The organism is Bradyrhizobium arachidis (assembly GCF_015291705.1).
Taxonomy (GTDB): domain Bacteria; phylum Pseudomonadota; class Alphaproteobacteria; order Rhizobiales; family Xanthobacteraceae; genus Bradyrhizobium; species Bradyrhizobium arachidis.
Genome location: NZ_CP030050.1, coordinates 3,805,262 through 3,828,275, shown reverse-complemented (window position 1 = coordinate 3,828,275; position 23,014 = coordinate 3,805,262). Strand labels below are relative to the sequence as shown.

The window sequence follows — 23,014 nt, the reverse complement described above, 5'->3', positions numbered from 1 at the left end:
GGTTACCCGGCCCCGCGCGAGCATGACCAATTGGTTAACACGCTCGCGCCATTCCACCCGGCAGGAAGCGGAATTCTCCTGTGAATGATGTGCTTCCGGCAGCGCGCGCATTAACTCCGTTTGTTGCTAGTCGGTGTCTGGCCGATGCCCGCATGGTAGGTACGGAGTTAAGAAGGTGAAGATTTCATTAGCGGGTCGGGATCCGTGCTCCATTACCAGCCAGGCACAGAACTGGGCGAGGCACCGAGGCTGCCGTCGACCGCGGCAGCGCTGGCGATGCCGGACGGTGGCGGAGCAAAGCCGCGTGTACTTCTCGTGCAGACGCAGGCCGAGAACGCGGGTGCGCAGGAGATCTCGAGGCTGCTCGGTGCCGGGCTGACCGCGCGTGGCTACCGCGTCACCAATCTGTTCTTCTTCCGCAAGTCGGATTCGTTCGACGAGCCGCCCGATACGCTCTATTGCGCCTCGCGCCGCCCCGGCAATCCGCTGGCGCTGCTGCGCATGCTGTGGACGCTCGGCCGCCATATCAGGACCGTCCGGCCCGATGCCGTCCTGACCTTCCAGCATTTCGGCAACGTCATCGGCGCGGGCGTGACGCGCCTCGTCAGCCGCGCACCGGTCGTCGCCAATCAGGTCTCATCCGCGCTGTCGATGAGCTGGCCGGTCCGCACCGCCGACATCGCCATGGGCAGCCTCGGCTTCTTCGACTGCATCACGCTCAACTCGAAGGACATGGAGCGCGAATATTCGCGCTACCCTGCCGCCTACCGCTCCCGCATGGTGCATGTTCCGCACGGCTTCGACGACAAGGCGCTCACTTTGTCGAAGCAGGCTGCGCGGCAGAAATTCGATCTGCCGCCGGACCGCATCCTGCTCGGCTGCGCCGCGCGGCTGCACCCGCACAAGCGGCTCGATGCGGCGATCCGCCTCCTGCCCGATCAGCCATCCTGGCACCTTGCCCTCGCCGGCCAGGGCGCCGACGAGGCGCGGCTGAGGCAGCTCGCGGATGAGCTGAAAGTATCGGACAGATTGCATCTGCTCGGCGAAATCCCCCCGCGCCGGATGGCAGAGTTCCTCGCCTGTCTCGACGTCTTCGTATTTCCGACCCAGGCCGAGACCTTCGGCCTTGCCGCGGTCGAGGCCGCGAACGCCGGTGTTCCCTCCGTCGTCACCGATCTTCCCGTGCTGCGCGAGGTGCTCTCCTTCGAAGGCAAGCCGACGGCCCTGTTCGTCGACGCCGCCGATCATGCGCAGCTGTCGGCCGCCGTCTCCCAACTTCTGAATGACCAGGCATTGAGTGACGAGCTGCGACAAAACGGCAGGGGCCTGAAGTCGCGCTATTCGGTCGATGCGATGGTGGAGGAATACGTTCGAATTCTCGGCCAGGTCATCTGACCGGGCATTGGAAGAGATGGGCTCGACATGATCATCGAGTTTCGCTGTGAACGTGACCATGCGCGGCAGTGGATGGATCGTCAGACGCTGTCGATCGACGGCCGCAGCGTTCCGGTCCGGATCGCATGGACCGCAACGGCACAGCCGCGGCCCGCAGGCCTTGATGCGCTGTTTGAGCTCGAGCGCATGGTGCTGCACAAGGGCAAGCAAAGCGGCGGCGGCAGGCTGAAGGTCACTCCGGAAGGAACGCAGGCGCCAAGCGGCGCGGCCGACGTGATCGTCGATTTCACGGGCGCGGCGCGGGATCCGAGCTGTACGGCAAGGCTGTATCTCCGCCCCCTGTTCAATGGCACCGCCGGCGAGAACGCCGCACTCGCCGCCATCCTCGCCGGCGATCTGCCTGTCATCGAGATCGTCAACGAGGTCGACGGCGTCGTGCTCGATCGCGGCCATCCGTCCGCGGAGATCGCGGCCGGCCTGAGCGGCGGGCTCGAAACGGTCATGGCGCGAACGCTGACCATGGTGGCGGCGATCCTGTCGGGACGGCCGCGCATCGTGCCGCAGCTGGCGCGTCCCGCCCCTGATGGCAACGGCCGGCAGCCGGTGGCCTATGTGTTGCGCGGCCTTGCGGTATCGATCGCCAAGGAGATCTATCGCCTGTGCTGCTATGCGCCGCATTGGCATGTCGGATGGCGCTTCAATGACGGCGCTGGCGTCTGGCAGACTGGAGATCTCTCCGGGCCGCGCTGGAACGTGCTCGGCGATCCCGGAAACCATTTCTACGCCGATCCCTTCCCGATCACCTGGCGCGGACGAACCTTCGTCTTCTTCGAGGACCTCGATCACCGCGTCGGAAAAGGCATCATCTCGGCGATCGAGTTCGGCGACAGCGGGCCGATCGGCGAGGTCGTGCCGGTGCTGGAGGAGCCCTGGCACCTCTCCTATCCGTTCCTGATCGAGGACGATGGCGAGCTGTGGATGATCCCGGAGAGCTCGCTTCACGGCGACGTCGCGCTCTACAAATGCGTCCGGTTTCCGGACAAATGGGAGCGACACGCGACGCTGCTGTCGGGCCTCGAGCTCGCGGACGCGACGATCACGCGGCACAACGGCCTGAATTATCTGTTCGGCGCCTGGCGCGACGGAAGCGGCGGCTATTCGGACTCGCTGGCGATCTATTACGCCGACCATCTGCTCGGACCCTGGCTGCCCCATGCCAGCAACCCGGTTCTGATCGATCGCGCGAGCACGCGACCTGCGGGAAATTTCGTCACCATCGATGGCAAATTGTGGCGGCCGGTGCAGGACTGCGTCCATGGATATGGCGCAGCGCTGGCCCTCGCGGAGATCGTCGAGCTGTCGCCGACATCCTACAAGCAGGTCGTCCGCCACGCTCTCAAGCCGGGCCCGGCCTGGCCCGGCAGGAAACTGCACACGCTGAACCGCTGCGGCCGGCTCGAGGTGATCGACGGATCGCGCGTTCAACCCAAGACCCGCGCCCTCGCCAGCAAATTTCCATCGGCCGTCGCGCCTGCGCGAACCAGTCCTTCGACCGCCTGCTGAACCGCCGCCAGCCCGTTGCCGGCGGCGGCGCAGCCTGATGGCTTCAGCAGCCGCGGCAGATGATCAGCTTCCTGTCGACCTCCGTGTCGAGGCGTCGCAGCTCGGCCTCGGCCGCCGACGGTCCCGCGCTCGGCGGAATGTCACGCAGGCGCGGTTGCCGGTGGCCTATCGGCACCCGCAATCGCTCGGCCGATGCGACATCGTCGACGGAAGCGATCCTGCGGATAACAGCGCCTGACGTGCCTTCGGCATCTGCGCCTTCGAGCGAGGAGCCGAACAGAAGCAAGGCGGCAACGACGGTCAGACCACATCGGTTGGACATCATCATTCTCCTATCGCGGTCGGATTGGGGCGCCCCGGGAAACGGGCAACCTGACGCCAGGGATAGGACGAACGAGCTACATGACGGCTTCCCGCCTGCGATATCGCGTTACCGGTGCAACTCGCCTGCGGAGGCAATCCGCTTGGCTCGCTTGCCGGCGGCCGATGCCGCGAGGCATCGCGACAATGCCGCGGCGAGCTCGGCCGACATCAGCGGATGATGGACGAGCTCGGTCACGCCCGCGGTCGCCAGCAAGGGCGCCGCGAAATGATGCACCGAGGGGCTTGCGAGAATGATCGGCAGGGACGGCGCCGCATCATGGAGCAGATAGGCAAGATCGAGCGAAGAGCCTCCCGGCACGTGGCACACCAGCGCCACGTCGAAACGCGTACGCGCGGCGCGGCAGGCCGCCTCGGCGTCGTCCAGCCGCGAGAATCCAACCGGCTCGTAGCCGAGCGCGGCGAGAATTTCCTCATTGCGCAGCAGCCGCTTGCGGTCCGCTTCGAGCACCAGAACGGTTTCCCCGGCGCCACGAAGCGCGAGCGACGGCGCGTGCTGCAGCGAGATCGGCTCATCCGGGGATCCGCACGGCAGCCAGATGTCGAAGCGCGTTCCGGCGCCAAGCGTGCTCTGCACGACCACGGCGCCGCCGTGCTGCTCGACGATCTCCCGGACCGTCGCAAGCCCGAGACCGTTACCTTCCGAGCGCGTCGTGAAGAATGGCTCGAACACCTGCTCCAGCGTCGCCTCGTCCATCCCCGGCCCCGGATCGGAGACCGAGATCACGGCGAAGCGGCCACGCCGCAATTCGGTGCGCCCGATCGACAAGGGATGCATGATGTCGCGTTCGGCGATCTGCAGATCAATGACGCCGGGTTCTTCCATCGCCTGTGCGGCGTTGTTGCAGAGATTGAGGATGACCTGCTGCAATTGCGCGGGCTCACCCGAGACGGTGATGCCTTCGGCACGCTGGCTGACCACCAGCTTCACATGCGCAGGCAACGATGCGGCGAGCAGCGCCTCGGTCTCCGCCACCAGCGTGCTGATGCAGATGCGCTCCTGTCGTCCCTGGCTGCGGCGGCCGAAGCTCAGGATCTGGCCAACGAGCTCGCGCGCCCGTTCGCCGGCGCGCCGGATTTCGGCGAGGCTCGCCGCGGAGCGGCTTCCCGACTTGATGCCGGTGTCGGCGATCTCGACATAGCCGAGGATCGCCCCGACGATATTGTTGAAGTTGTGGGCGATACCGCTGGCGAAGGTGCCGATCGTCTCCATCCTCCGCGCCTGTTGCAGGCTCGCCTGCAGCCTCTCCTTCTCCTGCTCGAGAATCACGCGGCCCACGGCGTTGCGGATCGCGTCGAACGCGGTGCGGAAGAGCGCAAATTCGGCCCATTTGCTCAGCGCCGGCGCCTGCACCGCATCGAAGCCAAGAATGGCCACGTGTTCATGCCCCGATTGGGTCTTGATGCACAGCCAGCCGCGAATTCCGGCTTCGCCAAGCAGGTTCGCCAGATCGTCGGGATGCGATGGCCGGACCTTGGGAATGTAGACGATTGCTTCCTCGCGATCATCGAACCGCTTGGCAAGGTCGAGGGCCCGGCTCGGCCAGGTCGCATCGAAGCGAACACCTTCGCGGGCCCACCGGTAGATGTTGTCCGTCGTGGCCGCCGACCATGCGAAATAAGCCCTGTCCGCGCCGATGAAGCCTGCAAGCTCCTCGAGCGCGCTCTCCACATGGCTGCGCAGCGCATCACGATGCGACTCGATGAAGCGCATCGAGATATTGGCGATCACGTGCTCGAAGGCGGCACGACGGCGCAGGGCCTTGGCCCGGGCCCGCAACAGCAGGCCGAAATATACGAGCGCGCCCAACAGCAGCAGCGACGTGACATATTGCAACAAGCGGTTCTTGCGCGCCGCCGCCCGGGCGGACATCTGGCGCTTGACGATCAGCGCATGAACGGCATCCTGTTCGCGGTTGCTGGCCTCGGCGACCAACGCCTTCAGGATGGCATCGACGTCCGGAAGCACGTCGTGCAGAAGCTGGCCGTGCGCGACGGCCGCGTGCAGCAACTCGTTGTCCTCGGACGCAATCTGCAAGCGCGCGAGATGGTCGAGCCGGGACTGCAACTCGGCCGCGGTCACGTCAGACGTATCGAGCGTCAGCTGCAGCATCGCAGCGGACAGCGCCGAGACGTCCGCCACCAGCGGCCGGTCGTCCGACGACGACAGGCGGGCGCTGAACAGGCTGAAATAAGTGAAGGAGTTGCGAAGCAGCGCGTTCTTGCTCTTGAACTGCTCGATCAATTCCTCTTGCCGCGTAGCGCGTGCAGACAGCACGTCGATCGCGGCGAGCTGCTCCTTGTCCGTGCCGGCAGCCTCGCGAAGCCGTACCAGCGCGGCGTCGTAGGCGTCCACCATCGCGACAAGGCCGTCGTAACTGCGTGACAGGCCGGCCCGTGACGTCAGCACTTCGCGGCTGATACCGCGCTCGAACCGGGTGAAGTCGGAAAGCGCCTGCGTTTGCCGATCATAGCGGTCCGAATTCAGGTTGAGGCCGTTGAGCAGAAGCCAGGTCAACAGCGCGAGCAGGAACGCCACGCCGACCATTGCGGGGGCGATCTTCATGGGTCGCCTCCGACCTGCGCACCGCGATATTGTCCGGTCAGAGTGTGGAGAAAGGCGACGATCGCCTTCACTTGAGGATCAGTCAGGGTTGCGTTCAATTGGGCCTGTCCCATCCTGCGAACCGCGTCGTCGAGCGTCGGTGCGCTGCCGTCGTGAAAGTAAGGCGGGGTCGTCGCGACATTGCGCAGGCTCGGCACGCGCAGGATGGCTGGATCCGGCGAGGCCAACGGATGAAATATGCCGTGACGCTGAAACAGATTTCCGCCGATATTGACGCCCTGATGGCACGAGACGCAGCCCAAGGATTTGAACTCGCGGTATCCTTCCAATTCCTCGGAGCTCAACGCGGAGCTATCGCCTTCGAGCCAGCGATCGAACCTGCTGCCGGGCGTCACCAACGTCTTTTCAAAATTCACAATGGCATCAACGATGTTGTCGCCGTCCGGACCGATACCATAGGCGGCAAAGAAGCCGGCGCGCATCGCGGGATCCAGGTCGAGCTTCTGCGCGATCGTGTCGAGATCGCTGCCCATGATCCGCGGATTGACGAGCGAGGCCGCGACGTCTGCGCCGACGTTGCGATATTTTCCTTCCCAGCTGAAACGAAAATTGTGCGTCGCGTTGAAGACGGTCAACGTGTTGAGCGGCAGCTTCGCACCGCTCAGATCGACATCGTGCGGCTTCGTACTGGCGCCGTTGGTGTTGATGTTGTGGCACGACAGGCAGCTTCTCGAATTGTCGCGCGACAGGCGCTTGTCGCTGAACAAGCGCTCACCGAGCCTGACCTTGCGCGGATCGAGCGTCGGAGCCGGCGGCATCGGCGTAATCGGCTCGTCCATGCCGCGCCCGGCGGGCGCTACCGATGGCGCCACCTGCGGCGGCGCCGGAGAAGGCTGAAGGCCGCTGAGGACCAGCACACAAATCGCGACGAGAGCTCGCCGCCGGATCAATTTACGCAACAATCGATTCTGGGCAAATCCGAACACTGCCCGTCAGGTAGGTGTTGTCATACATTTCAGCAATCCATGGTTCCCGCCGAATCCGCCTGCAACCTTCAAGTCTTCTTGATCGATGCAGTCGTCTCTCGCCGCCGCATCGACGAACTGTCTCGTCCAGCCGAACGGTATCCGTCCGGCCTCAAGGCCGCGCGCGATGAGGGCCAGGACGACCACGTGGTAGTAGTCCAATCCCGCGATCGCGCAGAAAATCGCATCAGCAATCACGGCAGTACCTCACCATTCGCTCGATGTCCGCCCGGCCCTGGATACCGATATCCCGCAAGGTCCGGTCGTCGTATTCCGCCAGCGCCCTGACGGCCCGTCTGATCTCGTGTTCCCTGCGCCAGTACGTCCACAAGGCCACGACCTGCTCGCCGAACCGGGCCAGCCAGTCTCCGTGCTCGCGCGGGCATTGCTCGCTCCACGCAGCAGGCAAAGGCGCAATGAAGTTAGAACTATTCAAATGTTGAGAGACGAGCAGCTCGTGCGCCACAGCGGGATGGCGATTGCCAGCGCGCTGAGCCTGGTGCGCATTTGCAGAAACCGACTCCTCATCGACCGAGAAAGCCGCGCTCGGATGCAGCGCCGCGCCGTAGACGGCAAAGCCTTCCATGCAGAACGCTATCGCCGTCGACAGCCAGGTGGTCGCCTGACGATCCATCTCCACGAAGGGCGCCGCAGCCGACGGCGCCCTGTAGTTCGACATATCTGGCACCTTGGCGCGAACGTGCTTGCTGCCCCGATCATCCGACAGATCAAGCTGCGCAATGCCGCCGATCTGCCGATGGGGCGATTGAACGATCCGGTTCACGTTTGAAGAGAGCTGCTGGTCCGGCATGGGAAGATTCTCCTGCGCGATGTTTGCAGGAGTAACCTTGAAGCTGCCCTGTTACGTCACCGTCACCGTCACGGGGAAAAGAGTTACAGACGCAGCCTGGCGCCGCCGTTCGCGCCGCGATTAGAACGGTTCTACCGGAAGCGTGAAGACGTAACCAACACCGCGCTCGGTCTGGATGATGCGCGGCGCGCTCGGATCGGTCTCGAGCTTGCGCCGCAGCCGCAGCACCTGAACATCGATGCTCCGATCAAAGATGTCCTCGTGGATGCGGGTCGCCTGGAGCAGATGCTCGCGGGTCAGCGGGCGCTGCGGCGCTTCGAGAAAGGCCAGCAGCAGCGCGTATTCGCCCTTGCTCAGGGGAACCTGCTCATTGTTTGCGTCCAGCAGCCTGCGGCCACGGCGTTCGAGCTTCCAGCCGTTGAAGCGATAGCCGCCGCGTTCCGGATCGCGGGCGCGCGCGACCCGTCCCATCTCCTGACGGCGCAACACGGCGCGGACCCGTGCCAGCAGCTCCCTCAGGCTGAATGGCTTGATAATGTAGTCGTCGGCGCCGAGCTCGAGACCGACGATACGGTCGATTTCGTCTGGACGGTGGCCGGTCGTGATGATGACCGGCACGTCGGACTGCGCACGGATTTCCCTGAGCATGTCGAGGCCGTCGTCCTGCCCCAACCGCAGATCGAGAATGATGAGGCTGGGCTGGGCTCCTTCCAGATGTCGATGCAGCTCGGCCCGGGTGGATGCGGCCCTGCTTGGGACGTTGTGCTCTTCCAGATATTTGATCACCATCTGCCGTAGGGTAGGGTCGTCATCGACGACGATGATATGGCCGACGTCTGCCAACATATTCGATCTCTCAAACTTGCCCCAGGAGCCTGTCTCAGGCCAATCCCGCTTGCCGCGCAATGTCAGGGTCTGGACAGGCAATGGACTGCTCCGGCTAAAGCGGAAAATAAGGCACGCGATCTGCCGGCGGCTATTTCTACCGTTCGAAACGAACGATCATTTGCCGACGGCGTATCTAGATATGTACCAGCGACGAACAATAACGTTCGCAAACCTTACCGCGAACTAGGTCATTTTTCCGTCGCATTCCGCGGAATCTCCTAGACGTGAAGACTTGTGATCCCAGCCCTTTACTACTTTAGCGAACGCGTCGCCTCCACGACGCGATGCGAATTTTCCAGATCGCACGCCGAATTACAGCTTCGTTTCAGAGCAGCCGGTGACGGTTACATTTGTAACATGGCACGGCTCTCCGAGCCGCCCGCATCGCTACAAAGCCACGCTCCGTTGCTGCCGTAACCATTTCCCGTCCGCCACGAAGTTTTCCGGTAACGGCGATCCCGACATCTCTCCTCTGCTCATCGAGCGGCACCAGACTGCCGTTCGACAATCAGAGGATCGACCACATGAAAGTTCTCTTCGCTTCGACGCCTGCGACCGGCCATCTCAATCCGATGCTGGCGATCGCCAACATCCTCATCGCCGACGGCCACGAGATCGCGTTCCTGACAGGGACGGTGTTTCGCGCCCGCGTCGAGGCCAGCGGCGCGAGATTCTTTGGCCTTCCCAAGGGCGCCGACTTCGATTTGCGCGACATTCTCTCGGTAGTCCCGGAGTTGAAGACCATCGCGCCGGGGCCGGAATGGCTGCGCCTCGCCTGCGAACGCATCTTCGTCGACGCCATCCCGGCGCAGAACCAGGGTCTCTACGAGTCGCTGGAGCACTTCCAGGCCGACATCATCGTCGGCGACGACATGTTCTTCGGCGTGCTGCCGATGCTGCTCGGCTCGCGGGAGGCGCGGCCGCCGATCGTGCTGTGCGGGACGTCGTTCCTGCACTGGGCGCGCGACGACGGCGCGCCAAATTTTCTCGGCTTGCCGCCTGCGACGACCGAGGAGCAGCGCCGGCAATACGCCGTCATTGGCGACGAGTACGACGCCAATGTCGATTTGCCCGTGCTGCGCAGCCTGAACAGGGTGTTGAAGCCCTTCGGCGTCCGGCCGGTGACGCGGCCGCTCTTCCATTCCGTCATCGAGCTCGCCGATGCCTATATGCAGTTGTCAGTGCCGAGCTTCGAGTTTCCGCGCAGGTTTCCCTCCACGGTCCATTTCGTCGGCACGCCGCCGATCATCCGCGACCAGGTCCCCTTGCCGCCATGGGCGGACGAGCTCGACGGTTCGCGCAAGGTGGTGCTGGTGACCCAGGGCACGGTGGCCAATCATAATTTCGGCCTGCTGATCGTCCCGACGCTCAAAGCGCTGGCGAACGAGCCCGACGTGCTGATGGTCGTGACCGCCGGCGGCCGCCCGGTTGACGCCATCCCCGGCCCTATCCCGTCCAATGCACGGATCGCCAGCTATCTGCCGTTCGAATGGCTGCTGCCGCGCGTCGACGTGCTCGTCACCAACGGCGGTTATGGCAGCGTCAACCAGGCCATGAGCTTCGGCATTCCGCTGGTCACGGCGGGCATGACGGAGGACAAGGCCGACGTCAATGCGCGCGTGGCGTGGTCCGGCGTCGGCATCAACCTCGCCACCAACGAGCCGACGTCCGAAGCGCTGCGCGAGGCGGTACGCACCGTGCTCGATCGTCCTGCCTATCGCATGCGTGCCTCGCGCATGGCCGACGAGTTCACCAGCATCGGCACCCGGTCGGCCGTGCTGCGGATCATCAAGCGCATCGCCGCCGATGACGACGACGAGACGCGGCAGGCCGGCGCGATCGAGACAGGCCGGAGGTCCGCGCATCGCCAGGTGAGCTGACGCGCGCTGACGTCACCTGACCTCCCGACCTCCGCCTGCGGGAAGGAGGGGATCGTCCCCTCCCCTCCTTCCCACACTCCATCGCATGCGAACGGCCATGAAGATCCAGCCCGCCTCCGCCGCCTTTACGGTTCTGCTCGGCTTCCTCGCGGCCGTGCCCTATTCCGGCATCGACATCAACCTTCCAGCGCTCGCCGCGACCGGCGCCGCACTGGGCGCGAGCCCGTCGCATGTCGGCCTGACGATGAGTGCCTTCATGCTGAGCCTTGCGATCGCACCGCTCCTCTACGGACCAATCTCCGACCGGGTCGGACGCAAGCCCGTCGTCCTGTTCGGCCTCGCGCTGTTCGTGCTCGCAAGCCTCGCCTGCGCGGCGGCGCAGTCGCTGCCGATGCTGCTGATCTGCCGCGCGGTCCAGGGCGTGGGCGCGGCGAGCACGGCCACGACCTTCGCGATCATCCGCGACCTGTTCGACGAAGCGTCCGGACGCGCGAAGATCGCCAGCGTCATGATCGCCATCAATGTGGTCACCGTGATCGCACCGAGCGCGGGTGCCGCGTTGCTCACGGTCGGCGGATGGCGTCTGATCTATGCATGTCAGGCTGCGGCTGGCGTCGTGCTGATATTCGCCGTGCTGTGGGGACTGGGCGAAAGCGCCAGGAAGAGCGCCAGGACCGGTGCCGACCGCCGCCTCGCGGCGTCGGCGGTCGTCAATGACTATCTGCGGATCATCACGCATCCGGTTTCGATCGTCTTCATTCTGGTCGGCGCGGCCGCCGGCTCCACCGTATTTGCCTATGTCACGGGCTCTTCGCTTTACTTCATCGGCGTGGTCGGCTTGCAGCCGAGGCAGTACGGCATGATCTTCAGTGCCTGCTCGGCAGCGGTGATGTGCGGCGCGTTCCTCGACAGCCAGCTCGGCCGACGTGGCGTCGCGCCGGCGAACGTGCTGACGGTCGGTCTCGTGCTGCTGTCTGCTGCCGCGAGCACGATGCTCGTGACGACGCTCGCCGGCTGGAGCCCGCCTGCCTTCGTCGCCGCGCTGCTGATCGCGGTGGCGCTGGCCTTCGGGCTCAGCATGCCGAACCTCATGAATGCGACGATGCAGCCGTTGCCCGATATCGCCGGCGCGGTCAGTGCTGCGGCCGGCTGCGTTCAACTGACATCCGGCGCGATCGCCAGCGGCATGGTCGCGCTGCTCTTCGACGGGCGCACGGCGCTCTCGATGGCAGCCGTCATGGCCGCCACTTCGCTGCTCGCGCTGGCGCTCTACTTGCGATTTGCCGTCGCCTCGTCGCGGCGGTCCAGCGGCAGAAAAGCATCCGCTAGCGCGGATGGCTGAACAGGTCCGCCGGAGCTTCGTCGACCGCGATCTCGACCAGCGCGGGGCCGTTCGAGGCCAGCGCTTCGCTGAAAGCATGGTCGACATCGGCGGCATCGGTTGGCGTCTTCGCAGATTGAATCCGGGTCAGCTCGCCAGTCACGCAGCGTCGCTCGCCTACCCGAGCGCCCGATATTGGCATGCCGCCACGCGGCGCCGGATGTCCTGGCTTTCACCGAATCTGCTTCCGAACCGACCGATCGAGATCGTGCAAGGCTAACACAACGGTGAGCCCGCGGGCGGTGTCGATCAAAACACCGCCTGTCTTCTCTTGCTCGGCCTTCCCGGGAGGAACGTCGCTTTACTGCGAGCGATCCGAGGTCCAGCCCTTGTACTCCGCGACGTTGTCCCTGGTCACGAGCTTGGACGGCAGGAGCTCGACGGTGGAGGCCGGCTTCTGGCCGTTGAGAATGCCGACGCCGACCTGCACGGCCCGCCGCGCCATGAAGAACGGGTCCTGCGAAGCCGAGGCCTGGACCTGCGGCGACTGCGGATCCTTCAGCGCGGCCTCGATGTCGGGCGCGCCGTCGACCGCAGTGATGATGATGCCGCTGCGGTTCTGCTGGCGCGCCGCAAGGTCGGTGCCGATCGCCTGCGGATCGTTGATGGCGAAGATGGCGTCGATCTTGGGGAAGCGCGTCAGATAGCCCTGCGCCACGTTGAGACCGCCTTCGCGCGAGCCCTTGCCGTCCTGGTCGCTGGATAGCACCTTGATGCCGGGATTCTTCGACAGGACGTTCTTGCAGCCGACGACGCGGTCGATCACGGCGGAGACCTGCGGCCCGTTCTCGATGACGACGTCGCCTTTGCCGCCCAGCTTGTCGACGATGTACTGGCAGGAAATCTCGCCAGCCTGCACGTTGTTGGTCGTCACGGTGGCATCGGCGCCTTCGGCCGCGGTGTCGACCGCGACGACGACGATGCCCGCCGCCTGCGCCTTCTTGATCGCCGGGCCGATCGCCTTGGGATCGCCGGGGTTGAGCAGGATCAGGTCGACGCCAGCGGCGATGAAATTGTCGATCTGGGTGACCTGCTTGCCGAGATCGTATTCGAAGCCGACTGTCGTGATCTTCACATTGGGATTGGTCTTCTTCGCCTCGAACTCGGCGCCCTTCGACAGCGCGACGAAGAACGGGTTGCCCATCGATCCCAGCGAGACACCGATCGACTTGAGCTCCTTGGCGAGGGACGGCGCGGTGCTTAGAGCGAGCGCCATGGCAGCGCCGGCGAGCATGATCGTCTTCAACATTGGCTTCCTCCCTGGTCTGTCTTCATCCCCGGCACGGCAGACCAGTTGCCGCAACGGAACATCGCATCACGTTCTGGCCGACCCTTGCAGGCGGTAGCGGTCGAGCGCCACGGCACCGATGATGACGAGGCCCTTGATCACATATTGCCAGATGTCGGAGACACCGATCAGGATCAGGCCGTTCGACAGCACCGCGATGATCAGCGCGCCGACCAGCGTGCCCCAGATCGAGCCGATGCCGCCGACGAACGAGGTGCCGCCGAGGATCACGGCGGTGATCGCATCGAGCTCGTAGGACTGGCCGAGCTGCAGACCGTTGGCTGCATAGAGGCGCGCCGCCTGCATGGCGCCGCCGAGCCCCGCGAACAGTCCCGAGACGCCGTAGACGAAAATCAGCACGGCCCAGACCTTGATGCCGGCAAGCCGCGCCGCGCTTTCATTGCCGCCCACCGCATAGATGTGCACGCCGAGCACGGTCCGGCGCAATACCAGCCAGGAGACGAGGATGACGAGCAAGGCGATCACCGAGAGCCACGGGATCGACGCGACGCCGGGAACCAGCGTCAGCGAGCCGTTGCCGATGAACGCATAGGGAATCGAGGGATTGAACACGGTGGTGTCGGCGCCGAGTAGTCGCGCCAGACCGCGCACGGCGGTGAGCGAGCCGAGCGTGACGATGAACGGCGGCAGGCGCAGGAGCGCAATCAGCGCGCCGTTGACGAGGCCGAAGCCAAGGCCGGTGACGAGCGCGGCCGGCAGCCACAGCATGCCGAGCTCCGGCAGCTTGGAGAGCGTCAACCCCGCCATCGCGGAGGCCGCCAGGATCGAGCCGACCGACAGGTCGATGCCGCCGGTGAGGATGACGAAGGTCATGCCTGCGGCGAGCACGGTGTTCACCGCGGCCTGCTGCAGCACGATGCCGAGATTTTGTCCGGTGAAGAAGCGGCCCTCGGACAGCATGTGGAAGCCGATGCAAAGAATCAGCAGCACCGGCAGCATGCCGAGCGCGCTGATCAGCATCCTCACCCGTTGACGCCTTGTCTCTGCCGCGGCACCGTTGGTCGTCGTCGGGGCGGGACTGGCCTTCGAAGCACCATTGTCAGGCATCGAGATGCTCCATCCCCGTGGCAAGCGCCATGATGTCTTCCTGCGTCAGTGGCGAATTCGGGCCGCGCGTGACCTCCCCGGCGATGTGCCCGGCACGCATCACGACGACGCGGTCGCAGATGCCGATGATCTCGGGCAGATCGGACGAGATGACGAGGATCGCGGTGCCGGCCTTGGCCAGATTGTCGATGATCGAATAGATCTCCGACTTGGCGCCGACGTCGACGCCGCGCGTCGGCTCATCGAGGATCAGGACCTTCGGCGCAATGGCGAGAAGCCGCGATAGCAGCACCTTCTGCTGGTTGCCACCGGACAGGCCACCTGCGGCGACGCCGACATTGGCGGCGCGGATGCTGAGCCCTGCGAAGGCCCGCTCGGCGCGCTCGCGCGCCTTGTCGCGATCCAGGACGCAGCCGAGCTTGGCATCGCGCCCGAGCACGGCGAGATTGATATTGTCAAGGCACGACATGTCGAGAAACAGGCCGAGCGCCTTCCTGTCTTCCGTCAGGTAAGCGACGCCCGCCTCGAGCGCCTCGCCCGGCGTGCGGATGTCGACCGGGCGTCCCTCGAGCTCGAGGCGGCCCGCAGTCCTGGGCGCCGCGCCGATGATGAGATGCGCAAGTTCGGTGCGGCCGGCGCCGATCAGGCCGGCGAGCCCCACCACCTCGCCTGCATGCACGGTGAGCGAGCAGCCCTTGACGCGGCGTCCGTCAGCCATGTCGATCGCCGCGAGCACCGGATGTCCGCGTCCCGCTTCGGCATCGTGCTCCTTCTTGTAGAATGAGGAGACATCGCGCCCGACCATCATCCGGACGATGGTGTCGGCGCGGATGTCCTGCTTGTCGAGCGAGCCGACCAGCCGGCCGTCGCGCAGCACGGTGACGCGGTCGCCGAGCGCGTAGACCTCGTCCATGCGATGCGAGATGTAGATGATGGCGAGCCCTTCGGAGCGTAGCTGGCGGATCAGCGCGAACAGCCGCTCGCTTTCGGCGGCCGACAACGAGGTGGTTGGCTCATCCATGATCAGGATCTTTGATCTGGCGTGCAGCGCCCGGGCGATCTCGACCAATTGCCGCTGGCCCATCGACAGGTGCGCCACCAGTGTCGATGGCAGGAAGTCCGCGCCCAGCCGCTTCAGGATCGGCCCGACGCCCTCACGCATCTCGCCGCGGGCCAGCAAGCCTGCATGCGATAGCTCCCGCCCCAGATAGATATTCTCGGCAACGCTGAGATTGGGAGCCAGTGACAGTTCCTGATAGATGATGGAGATGCCCGCCGCACGGCCGCCGAGCGGACCTTCGATCCGAGCGGTGCGTCCTTCGATGCGGATTTCGCCGCCCGGATCGGGCCGGTATGCGCCGGACAGGATCTTCATCAGCGTCGACTTGCCGGCGCCGTTCTCTCCCATCAAAGCATGGATTTCGCCGGCATAGACGGTGAGATCGACGGCACGCAGCGCCTTGATGCCGAAGAAGGATTTCGAGACCCCGCGCATCTCGAGGATCGGATCGTCCATCGTGCCTCCCGACGCACAATGCGTTTCCTACCCGCGTCTCAATTGGTTTCTCAGCGCGGTTCACGTATTAAACAAAAGGCCGCGGCGCAGGGCAATACCGAACACACGGGAAGGCAACATCGAAGCGGCGCTAGTGGCGCGGCCGATACAGTTCGCGCCAGGCGGGAAGCCGCTCGGCATAGGCATCGACCAGCTTTGCGTCGGGTTCAAACGTCTCGACGCGCTGCGGTCGCGTGCATACGGCGGCGACCGCCTCACCGGTGACAGCAAGCCGCCCCAATCTCGCCGCACCGAACGCCGCGCCGGTTTCACCTCCGGCAAAACGATGGACCGGAACATTCAGCACGTTCGCCAGCACCGAGAGCCAGAACGGGGATCGCGAACCACCGCCGATGGCATCGGCCTCCGCAATCGCGATGCCGGCTTCGGCGAGCACGTCGCGGCAATCGGCGAGCGCGAAGGCAACGCCTTCGAGCACGGCCTGCACGATCGCCCCGCGATCGGTGCCATGGCTCAAGCCATCGAGCATGCCGCGCACGAAGGGATCGTCGTGCGGCGTCCGCTCGCCGGCGAGATAAGGCAAGAAGCTCACCGGCGACGGCGCCCGCGGGTGCGATCCGAGCGGCGCCAGCAACTCGGCCTCGCTGGCGCCGAACAGGCGCGCGGCCCAGGCCAGGCAGGAGGCGGCCGAGAGAATCGCACCGGCCTGAATCCACATGCCGGGAACGGCGTGACAGAATGTATGCACCGCGCGATCCGGGTTGGCGGCGATCGCGCTGGTCGGCGCCAGCAGGGCCCCCGAAGTTCCCAACGACACGAAGGCGGTTCCCGGCCGGATCGCGCCGATGCCGACGGCGCCCGCCGGATTGTCGCCGGCACCGCCCGCGATCACCGGCTGCCTGCGCATGCCCCAACGTTGCGCGAGCTCGCTGCGCAGCGTCGATGCAGGCGCGCATCCCTCGACCAGGCGCGGCATGTGACTACGTGACAGGCCCGTGGCGGCCAGTGCGGCGTCCGACCAGTCCCGGCGCGCGGCGTCGAGCCACAACGATCCCGATGCGTCCGAGACGTCCTCGACGGCCTCGCCTGACAGCACCAGGCGCAAATAGGCCTTTGGCATCAGAACGAGCTTGGTCGCCGCGAATGTTTCAGGCTCGTGCGTCGCAATCCACAGCAGCTTCGGTGCGGTGAAGCCCGGCATCGCCTTGTTGCCCGTCGTCACACGCAAGGCGGGCCAGCGTCGTTCCAGAATGCGACACTCCGCGGCCGCGCGTCCGTCGTTCCAGAGGATGCAGGGCCGCAGCGGCTTTCCGCCCGCATCGAGCAGCGTGGCGCCATGCATCTGGCCTGATAGTCCGATGCCTTCGACCGCCGCGAGCGCGCCGGCATGGCTCGCCTTCAGGGCGTCCAGCGTGGCGAAGGTCGCATCGATCCACTGCGCGGGGTCCTGCTCACAATAGCCTGGCTGCGGCGAGGCCGTCGCAAGCGGCCGGCTCTCGCTTGCGATCACGCGCTGGGCATCGTCGACGAGAACGGTCTTGACCGCGGAGGTCCCGAGATCGATGCCGAGATACATGGATGCTCTCCGCTCACTTGGTCGCGTCGATCCAGATCCCGGGCTCCGAATGCTCGCGGATGTGGCTGACGAGGAAGTCGGAAAAGACCCTGATCTTGGCCGGCAGCCTGACGCGGTTCTGATAGGCGATGTTCATGGTGAGCAGCGGCAGCTCCCAGCCCCTCAGGACGGGCACCAGCCGGCCGGCCGCGATGTCGCTCTGCACGATGTAGAGCGGCTGGATCAGGATGCCGAGCCCCGCGCGCGCCGCGCCGCAGATGATCTGGCCATCATTGCTGTCGAGCGTCGGCGCGATCCGCACCGTCTGCGTCGTGTTGCCCTTGCTCAGCCGCAGCGAATAAGGATCGTTGGCGAGGTTGTAGATCAGCATGTTGTGGCGGGCGAGATCGGCCGGATGCTCCGGCCGGCCGTGCTTCTCCAGATATGAGGGAGCCGCCGCCAGCACGCGGTGCATCTGGCCGATGCGGCGGACGACGATGTTGGAATCCGGCTCATGCTCCCTTGTGCGGATCGCCACATCGATGCCCGCCTCGATGAAATCCAGATAGCGGTTTGCGCTGATGATCTGCACGCTGAGATCGGGATAGAGCGCGCGGAAGGCCGGCAGCATCGGCGCGAGATAGATCATCGCGAAGGACAGCGAAGACGTCACGCGCAGCATGCCCTTCGGCGACAGCGCGCGGTCGGAAACGGCGTCCTCGGCTTCGGCGAGCTCGTTGAGCAGCGTGCTGCAGCGCTGCAGCAGCTCCTGCCCTGCTTCGGTGAGCCATTGCCGGCGGGTGTTGCGCTCGATCAGGCGGACCGCAAGCCGCTCCTCCAGCGCACTGAGATGACGGCTGGCGGCCGCGTTCGACATCCGCAGTATTTCGGCGGCCTTGGACAGGCTGCCGAGCTCGGCGGTTTTGGAGAAGACTTCGAGTTGGAGCAGCCGGTCCATTTTTGCGGAAAGAGGAAAAGAGACTTACGAAGATTGGCCTTTATTTCCGCTTTCTGCAAGGCAAAATGACTCCAACAACACACAATGGCAGGCGAGGAAATCAGGAAATGTCGGGCCCGATCAGGCACATCGTGATGTGGCGGCTGCGCGGGGAGACCCCCGAAGAGCGGTCCGCCGCCCGGCTGAAGGTCAAGACCCTGTTCGAGGGCCTCAAGGGCCGGATCGACGGCCTCACCCACATCGAGGTCGGCATGGACGTCAGCGCGGTCGACTACGCCTGCGACGTGGTGCTGTTCTCGGAGTTCACCAACCAGGCGGCGCTCAGCGCCTATGCCAACCACCCGGAGCACCTGCGCGTCCGCGAGGCACTGGGCGACTTGCGGATCGGACGCTTCCAGGTCGATTATCCCATCAAAGAGACCGGCGCATGATCGGTTCGTTCACCTTTGAAAACCTGCCCTGCCGCGTCGTGTTCGGCAGTGGAACTTTGGCCTCGGCGAAGACCGAGGTCGAACGGCTCGGCGGCAAGCGCGCGCTGGTGCTGACGACGCCGCAGCAGGAGGCGCAGGGCAAGAATCTTGGTGCCGCGCTCGGCCCGCTCTATGCCGGCATCTTTCCCGGCGCGACCATGCACACGCCGGTCGAGGTCACGGAACGGGCGCTCGCGGCGATGAAGGCGTGCGAGGCCGATTCCGTCGTCTCGCTCGGCGGCGGCTCGACCACCGGCCTCGGCAAGGCCCTCGCGCTGCGCACCGGCGTCAACCAGCTCTGCATTCCCACCACCTATGCCGGCTCGGAGATGACGCCGATCGTCGGCCAGACCGAGAACGGTCTGAAGACCACGGTGCGCGATGCGGCGATACTGCCGGAGACCGTGATCTACGACGTCGATCTGACCCTGACGCTGCCGGTTGGTCTCGCAGCGACCTCAGGCATTAACGCCATTGCTCATGCGGTGGAAGCGCTTTACGCCCGCGACACCAACCCAGTGACGTCGCTGATGGCGGAGGAAGGCATCCGTGCGCTGGCGCGCGCCCTGCCCGCTATTAGCGTCAAGAGCGATGATCGCGAGGCCCGCACCGAAGCGCTCTATGGCGCCTGGCTGTGCGGCGTCTGCCTCGGCACAGTCGGCATGGCGCTGCATCACAAGCTCTGCCATACGCTGGGCGGCACGTTCGACCTACCGCATGCGGAGACCCACACCATCGTGCTGCCGCATGCGCTCGCCTACAACGCGCCTGCCGTGCCAGACGCAATGGCGCGCATCTCCCGCGCGATTGGTGCTGCCGACGCGTCGCAAGGACTCTACGACCTTGCCAAGCGGCTGGGTGCAAAGCTGGCGCTGCGCGATGTCGGCATGCCCGAGAGCGGCATCGACAAGGCGGCGGATCTTGCCGTCACCAACGCCTACTGGAACCCGCGCCCGCTGGAGCGCAATGCCATCCGCGACCTGATCGCGCGCGCCTGGGCCGGCGATCCGCCTGCTACCATCAAAGCGGCGGCGTGAGGCGATGCGGCGCACCCTGATCAGATCGGCCACCGTCATCAGCATGGATGAGGCGATCGGCGACCTCGGCACTGGCGACGTGCTGGTCGAGGGCAGCCGGATCGTCGACGTGCGGCCATCGATCGACGTCGCGGCCGACACGGAGATTGTCGACGGCAAAGGCCGCATCGTCATTCCCGGCCTGATCAACGCGCATATGCACACCTGGCAGACCGGCTTGCGCGGCTTTGCCGCGAACTGGACGCTGCTGGAATATTTCCGCCGCATGCATGCGGGCCTTGCGACCGTGTTCCGGCCCGAGGACATCCATATCGCGACGCTCGTCGGCGCGCTGAACCAGATCAACCACGGCGTCACCACGCTGGTCGACTGGTGTCACAACAACCCGACGCCTGATCATACCGACGCGGCCGTGCGCGGCCTGATCGAGAGCGGCATCCGCGCCGCCTTCTTCCATGGCTCGCCGAAGCCGGAGCCGAAACCGGGCGAGCCGCATTTCTCGGAAGTGCCGCATCCGCGCCGCGAGGTCGAGCGGCTGCTGGCGGGTCCCCTCGCCGACCGCGACGGTCTCGTCACGCTCGGGCTTGCGATCCTGGGCCCGCATTATTCGACACTCGACGTCGCCATGCACGATTTCCGTCTGGCGCGGGAACTGAAGCTGATCGCATCAATGCATCAGGGCGGCGGTCCGGCCAAGACGCCCGGCGGTTGGGAGAACCTGATCGAGGCCGGCCTCGTTGGCCCCGGGATCAACATCGTCCATGGCAACGATCTGCCTGATGAGTTGCTCGATCGGATGATCGATCTCGGTGTGTCCTTCTCCGTCACGCCGGAGAACGAGATGATCCAGGGCCACGGCTTTCCGATCACCGGACGCCTGCTCAAGCGCGGCGCGCGTCCGACCATCGGCATTGACCTCGAATCCGTGCTGGCCGGCGATCTCTTCTCCGCCGCGCGCGTTGCACTCTCCATGCAGCGAGCGCTCGACAATGCGGAGTCGCGCAAAGCGAGCGGCACCATTCCGGCGACGACCACAATTCCCGTGCGCGAGGCGCTGCGCTGGATCACAACGGAAGGCGCGCGCATGCTCGGCCGCGAGCACCAGATCGGCTCGCTGACGCCGGGCAAGCTCGCCGACCTCGCCATCATCGACGCCACAGATCTCAATCTCCATCCGGTGCACGATCCCGTCGCCACCGTCGTGATGCAGACGAGCCTTGCCAATATCGAGGCCGTCATGATCGGCGGTGCCTGGAAGAAGCGGAGCGGCAAGCTGCTGGCCGAGGGGCTGGAGACGAAGAAGGAGCTGCTGGCGCAATCCGGCCGGCGGCTGGTGCAGGACATCGAAAGACAAGGACGCGCCGCCTGAAGGCGCCAACGGACAACGACAATGACAGACGCTGCGAAGAATGTTGCTTTCATCGGGATCGGTAAGATGGGTCTGCCGATGTCGGTGCTCGTCGCCAAGGCAGGCTATGCGGTCACCGCGTTCGATCAGAGCGCGGCCCGGATCAGTGAGGCGCGTACGCAAGGCATATCTATCGCCGCCTCGCCCGCCGAGGCGGTGAACGGCAAGGCGGCGGTCGTGACCTCCCTGCCCGATGACGCCGCCCTGCGTGGCGCGCTGCTAGGCCCGAGCGGCCTCATTGCCGCGATGGCTGCAGACTCTGTTCTGATCGAAACCAGCACCGTCAGCGTCGAGGCTTCCAGCGAGGTTGCTGCCGCCGCGCAGGCGCGCGGCATTGCGTATCTGCGCTCGCCGGTCTCCGGCAATGCCAGCATCGTGCACACGGGCGCGCTGACCTGCTTCGTCTCGGGGCCGAAGGACGCGTTCGAGAACACAAAGCCGCTGTTCGCTGCCTTCACCCGTGCCCAGACCTATCTCGGGCCGGCCGAGGAAGCGCGCTACGCAAAGCTCTCGGTCAATCTGATGATCGCGGTGTCCGCGGCGATGATGGCGGAGAGCCTGGCGCTGGCGCGCAAGGGCGGCATCGCCTGGCAGGACATCCTGAAGGTGCTCGACGACAGCGCGGTGGCGTCGCCCATGGTGAAGTACAAGACCGCGCCGCTGCGGACGCGGGATTTCGAGTCCACTTTCTCCTGCAAGCAGATGGCCAAGGACCTCGATTTGATCCTTGGTGCCGGTCACGCCGTCGGCGTGCCGCTGCAGCTCGCAGCGCAAGTGCGCGAGACCTATGGCTCGCTGGTCGCACAGGGCGATGGCGACACCGATTTCATCGCGACCGTCAAGCATCTCGAGCGGCTGTCCGGCCTCGGCGAACCGAAACTCTGATCGCGGAGATACATATGCGTAACTTCAACGAAAACACGATCACGGACGCGGTGCTGGAGCGGATCGCGGACGCAACCGAGCCACGGATCAAGCAAATCAGCGAAGCGCTGGTGCGGCACCTGCACGCCTTCGTCCGCGAGGTGCGGCCGACCCAGAAGGAATGGGAGTACGGCATCGACTTCCTGACCCGCACCGGCCACATGTGCGACGACAAGCGCCAGGAGTTCATCCTGCTCTCGGACACGCTCGGCGTCTCCATGCTGGTCGACGCCATCAATCATCCGGTACCGGAAGGCGCAACCGAGACGACGGTGCTCGGCCCGTTCTTCGTCCAGGCCGCGCCGGAGAAGGACAGCGGCGCCGATATCTCCGGTCCGATGGAAGGCGATCCGATGCTGGTCACCGGCTCGGTCTCGACCGTCGACGGCAAGCCGCTAGCCGGCGCCGTTGTCGACGTCTGGCACTCCGACGATGACGGCTATTACGACGTGCAGCAGCTCGACGACATCGGCGATCTCGCGATGCGCGCGCGCTTCCACACCGACGCCAATGGCCGCTTCCATTTCTGGTCGATCAAGCCGGCGGCCTATCCGATCCCGCATGACGGCCCGGTCGGGGAGATGCTGGAGGCGCAGGGCCGCCATCCCTGGCGCCCCGCCCATGTGCATTTCATGATCTCGGCGCCCGGCTTCGAGCAGCTCGTCACGCACGTGTTCGTTGCCGGCGATCAGTATCTCGACTCCGACGTGGTGTTCGGCGTCAAGGACAGCCTGATCCGCGAATTCACGAGGCATCCCGCCGGCCGTGCGCCGGATGGTCGCATGGTGGACAGCGAGTATTTTCATCTCAACTATGATTTCGGCTTGAAGCAGGTTGCGAGCAGCGCAAGAGCCGCCTAAGCCGATCGACGACGCAGTGGACCGACAAGAGTCCGGCAAC

General features: G+C 65.3%; 21 protein-coding genes. 9 read left to right on the top strand and 12 right to left on the bottom strand.

Annotated elements, in window-relative coordinates; genetic code table 11:
• Positions 1 to 204 precede the first annotated feature (204 nt).
• Positions 205 to 1,395: a glycosyltransferase family 4 protein gene (locus WN72_RS17655; RefSeq protein WP_092217074.1), complete on the top strand. Its 1,191-nt coding sequence runs from the start codon at positions 205 to 207 to the stop codon at positions 1,393 to 1,395.
• Between the two features lie 27 nt (positions 1,396 to 1,422).
• Entirely contained in the window at positions 1,423 to 2,958 is a 1,536-nt protein-coding gene (locus WN72_RS17650; protein WP_092217073.1) for a glucosamine inositolphosphorylceramide transferase family protein, read from the top strand.
• A 43-nt stretch (positions 2,959 to 3,001) separates the two neighbouring features.
• On the opposite strand, the gene WN72_RS17645 is transcribed toward WN72_RS17650, so the two are convergent.
• From WN72_RS17645 to WN72_RS17620, 6 genes are all read right to left on the bottom strand, one after another.
• A complete protein-coding gene (locus WN72_RS17645) occupies positions 3,002 to 3,280 on the bottom strand; it encodes a hypothetical protein (RefSeq protein ID WP_143130636.1) in 279 nt (92 codons plus the stop codon).
• Positions 3,281 to 3,388: 108 nt separating this feature from the next.
• Positions 3,389 to 5,905 carry a two-component system VirA-like sensor kinase gene (locus WN72_RS17640; protein WP_027559016.1) on the bottom strand — a complete coding sequence of 839 codons (2,517 nt, stop codon included), beginning with the start codon at positions 5,903 to 5,905 and terminating at the stop codon, positions 3,389 to 3,391.
• Positions 5,902 to 6,744 (bottom strand): cytochrome-c peroxidase, encoded by an 843-nt coding sequence (locus tag WN72_RS17635; protein ID WP_231164318.1) that lies wholly within the window; start codon positions 6,742 to 6,744, stop codon positions 5,902 to 5,904. Before WN72_RS17635 ends, WN72_RS17640 begins: the two co-directional genes overlap by 4 nt.
• Positions 6,745 to 6,897: 153 nt before the next feature.
• A complete protein-coding gene (locus WN72_RS17630; RefSeq protein ID WP_027559014.1) occupies positions 6,898 to 7,128 on the bottom strand; it encodes a hypothetical protein in 231 nt (76 codons plus the stop codon).
• Positions 7,118 to 7,741, bottom strand: a complete 624-nt coding sequence (locus WN72_RS17625) for a DUF1127 domain-containing protein (RefSeq protein ID WP_027559013.1) — start codon at positions 7,739 to 7,741, stop codon at positions 7,118 to 7,120. Before WN72_RS17625 ends, WN72_RS17630 begins: the two co-directional genes overlap by 11 nt.
• A gap of 120 nt (positions 7,742 to 7,861) precedes the next feature.
• Positions 7,862 to 8,587, bottom strand: a complete 726-nt coding sequence (locus tag WN72_RS17620; protein WP_027559012.1) for a response regulator — start codon at positions 8,585 to 8,587, stop codon at positions 7,862 to 7,864.
• Positions 8,588 to 9,153: 566 nt separating this feature from the next.
• Here WN72_RS17620 and WN72_RS17615 point away from each other — a divergent pair.
• Entirely contained in the window at positions 9,154 to 10,509 is a 1,356-nt protein-coding gene (locus WN72_RS17615) for a glycosyltransferase (protein ID WP_027559011.1), read from the top strand.
• Positions 10,510 to 10,606: 97 nt separating this feature from the next.
• Positions 10,607 to 11,851 carry a multidrug effflux MFS transporter gene (locus WN72_RS17610; RefSeq protein WP_092217071.1) on the top strand — a complete coding sequence of 415 codons (1,245 nt, stop codon included), beginning with the start codon at positions 10,607 to 10,609 and terminating at the stop codon, positions 11,849 to 11,851.
• Here the strand turns inward: WN72_RS17610 and WN72_RS17605 are convergent.
• The 6 genes from WN72_RS17605 to WN72_RS17580 form a co-directional block, all read right to left on the bottom strand.
• Positions 11,835 to 11,993 carry a hypothetical protein gene (locus WN72_RS17605; protein WP_167380893.1) on the bottom strand — a complete coding sequence of 53 codons (159 nt, stop codon included), beginning with the start codon at positions 11,991 to 11,993 and terminating at the stop codon, positions 11,835 to 11,837. The two genes, WN72_RS17610 and WN72_RS17605, sit on opposite strands and share 17 nt — an antisense overlap.
• 198 nt (positions 11,994 to 12,191) lie before the next feature.
• Positions 12,192 to 13,139, bottom strand: coding sequence for an ABC transporter substrate-binding protein (locus WN72_RS17600; RefSeq protein WP_092217070.1), 948 nt, complete (start codon positions 13,137 to 13,139; stop codon positions 12,192 to 12,194).
• Between the two features lie 66 nt (positions 13,140 to 13,205).
• Complete coding sequence (locus WN72_RS17595) at positions 13,206 to 14,246, bottom strand: ABC transporter permease subunit (protein ID WP_092217069.1); 1,041 nt, start codon at positions 14,244 to 14,246, stop codon at positions 13,206 to 13,208.
• A complete protein-coding gene (locus tag WN72_RS17590) occupies positions 14,239 to 15,762 on the bottom strand; it encodes a sugar ABC transporter ATP-binding protein (protein ID WP_092217068.1) in 1,524 nt (507 codons plus the stop codon). The genes WN72_RS17595 and WN72_RS17590 overlap by 8 nt, the downstream gene beginning before the upstream one ends.
• 130 nt (positions 15,763 to 15,892) lie before the next feature.
• Positions 15,893 to 17,338, bottom strand: coding sequence for a xylulokinase (gene xylB, locus WN72_RS17585; RefSeq protein ID WP_092217067.1), 1,446 nt, complete (start codon positions 17,336 to 17,338; stop codon positions 15,893 to 15,895).
• A 13-nt stretch (positions 17,339 to 17,351) separates the two neighbouring features.
• Positions 17,352 to 18,275 (bottom strand): LysR family transcriptional regulator, encoded by a 924-nt coding sequence (locus WN72_RS17580; protein ID WP_027559006.1) that lies wholly within the window; start codon positions 18,273 to 18,275, stop codon positions 17,352 to 17,354.
• A gap of 107 nt (positions 18,276 to 18,382) precedes the next feature.
• Between WN72_RS17580 and WN72_RS17575 the strand changes: the two genes are divergently transcribed.
• Genes WN72_RS17575 through WN72_RS17555 form a run of 5 tightly spaced genes read left to right on the top strand, consistent with a single transcriptional unit; the run spans position 18,383 to position 22,974 of the window.
• Positions 18,383 to 18,706, top strand: coding sequence for a Dabb family protein (locus WN72_RS17575; protein ID WP_027559005.1), 324 nt, complete (start codon positions 18,383 to 18,385; stop codon positions 18,704 to 18,706).
• Complete coding sequence (locus tag WN72_RS17570) at positions 18,703 to 19,782, top strand: maleylacetate reductase (protein WP_092217066.1); 1,080 nt, start codon at positions 18,703 to 18,705, stop codon at positions 19,780 to 19,782. The genes WN72_RS17575 and WN72_RS17570 overlap by 4 nt, the downstream gene beginning before the upstream one ends.
• 4 nt (positions 19,783 to 19,786) lie before the next feature.
• The gene (locus WN72_RS17565) at positions 19,787 to 21,151 is read left to right on the top strand and encodes an amidohydrolase family protein (protein WP_027559003.1); all 1,365 of its coding nucleotides are present in this window, start codon (positions 19,787 to 19,789) and stop codon (positions 21,149 to 21,151) included.
• Positions 21,152 to 21,172: 21 nt separating this feature from the next.
• Entirely contained in the window at positions 21,173 to 22,075 is a 903-nt protein-coding gene (locus WN72_RS17560) for an NAD(P)-dependent oxidoreductase (RefSeq protein ID WP_027559002.1), read from the top strand.
• Positions 22,076 to 22,089: 14 nt separating this feature from the next.
• Positions 22,090 to 22,974, top strand: a complete 885-nt coding sequence (locus WN72_RS17555) for an intradiol ring-cleavage dioxygenase (protein ID WP_027559001.1) — start codon at positions 22,090 to 22,092, stop codon at positions 22,972 to 22,974.
• Positions 22,975 to 23,014 lie beyond the last annotated feature (40 nt).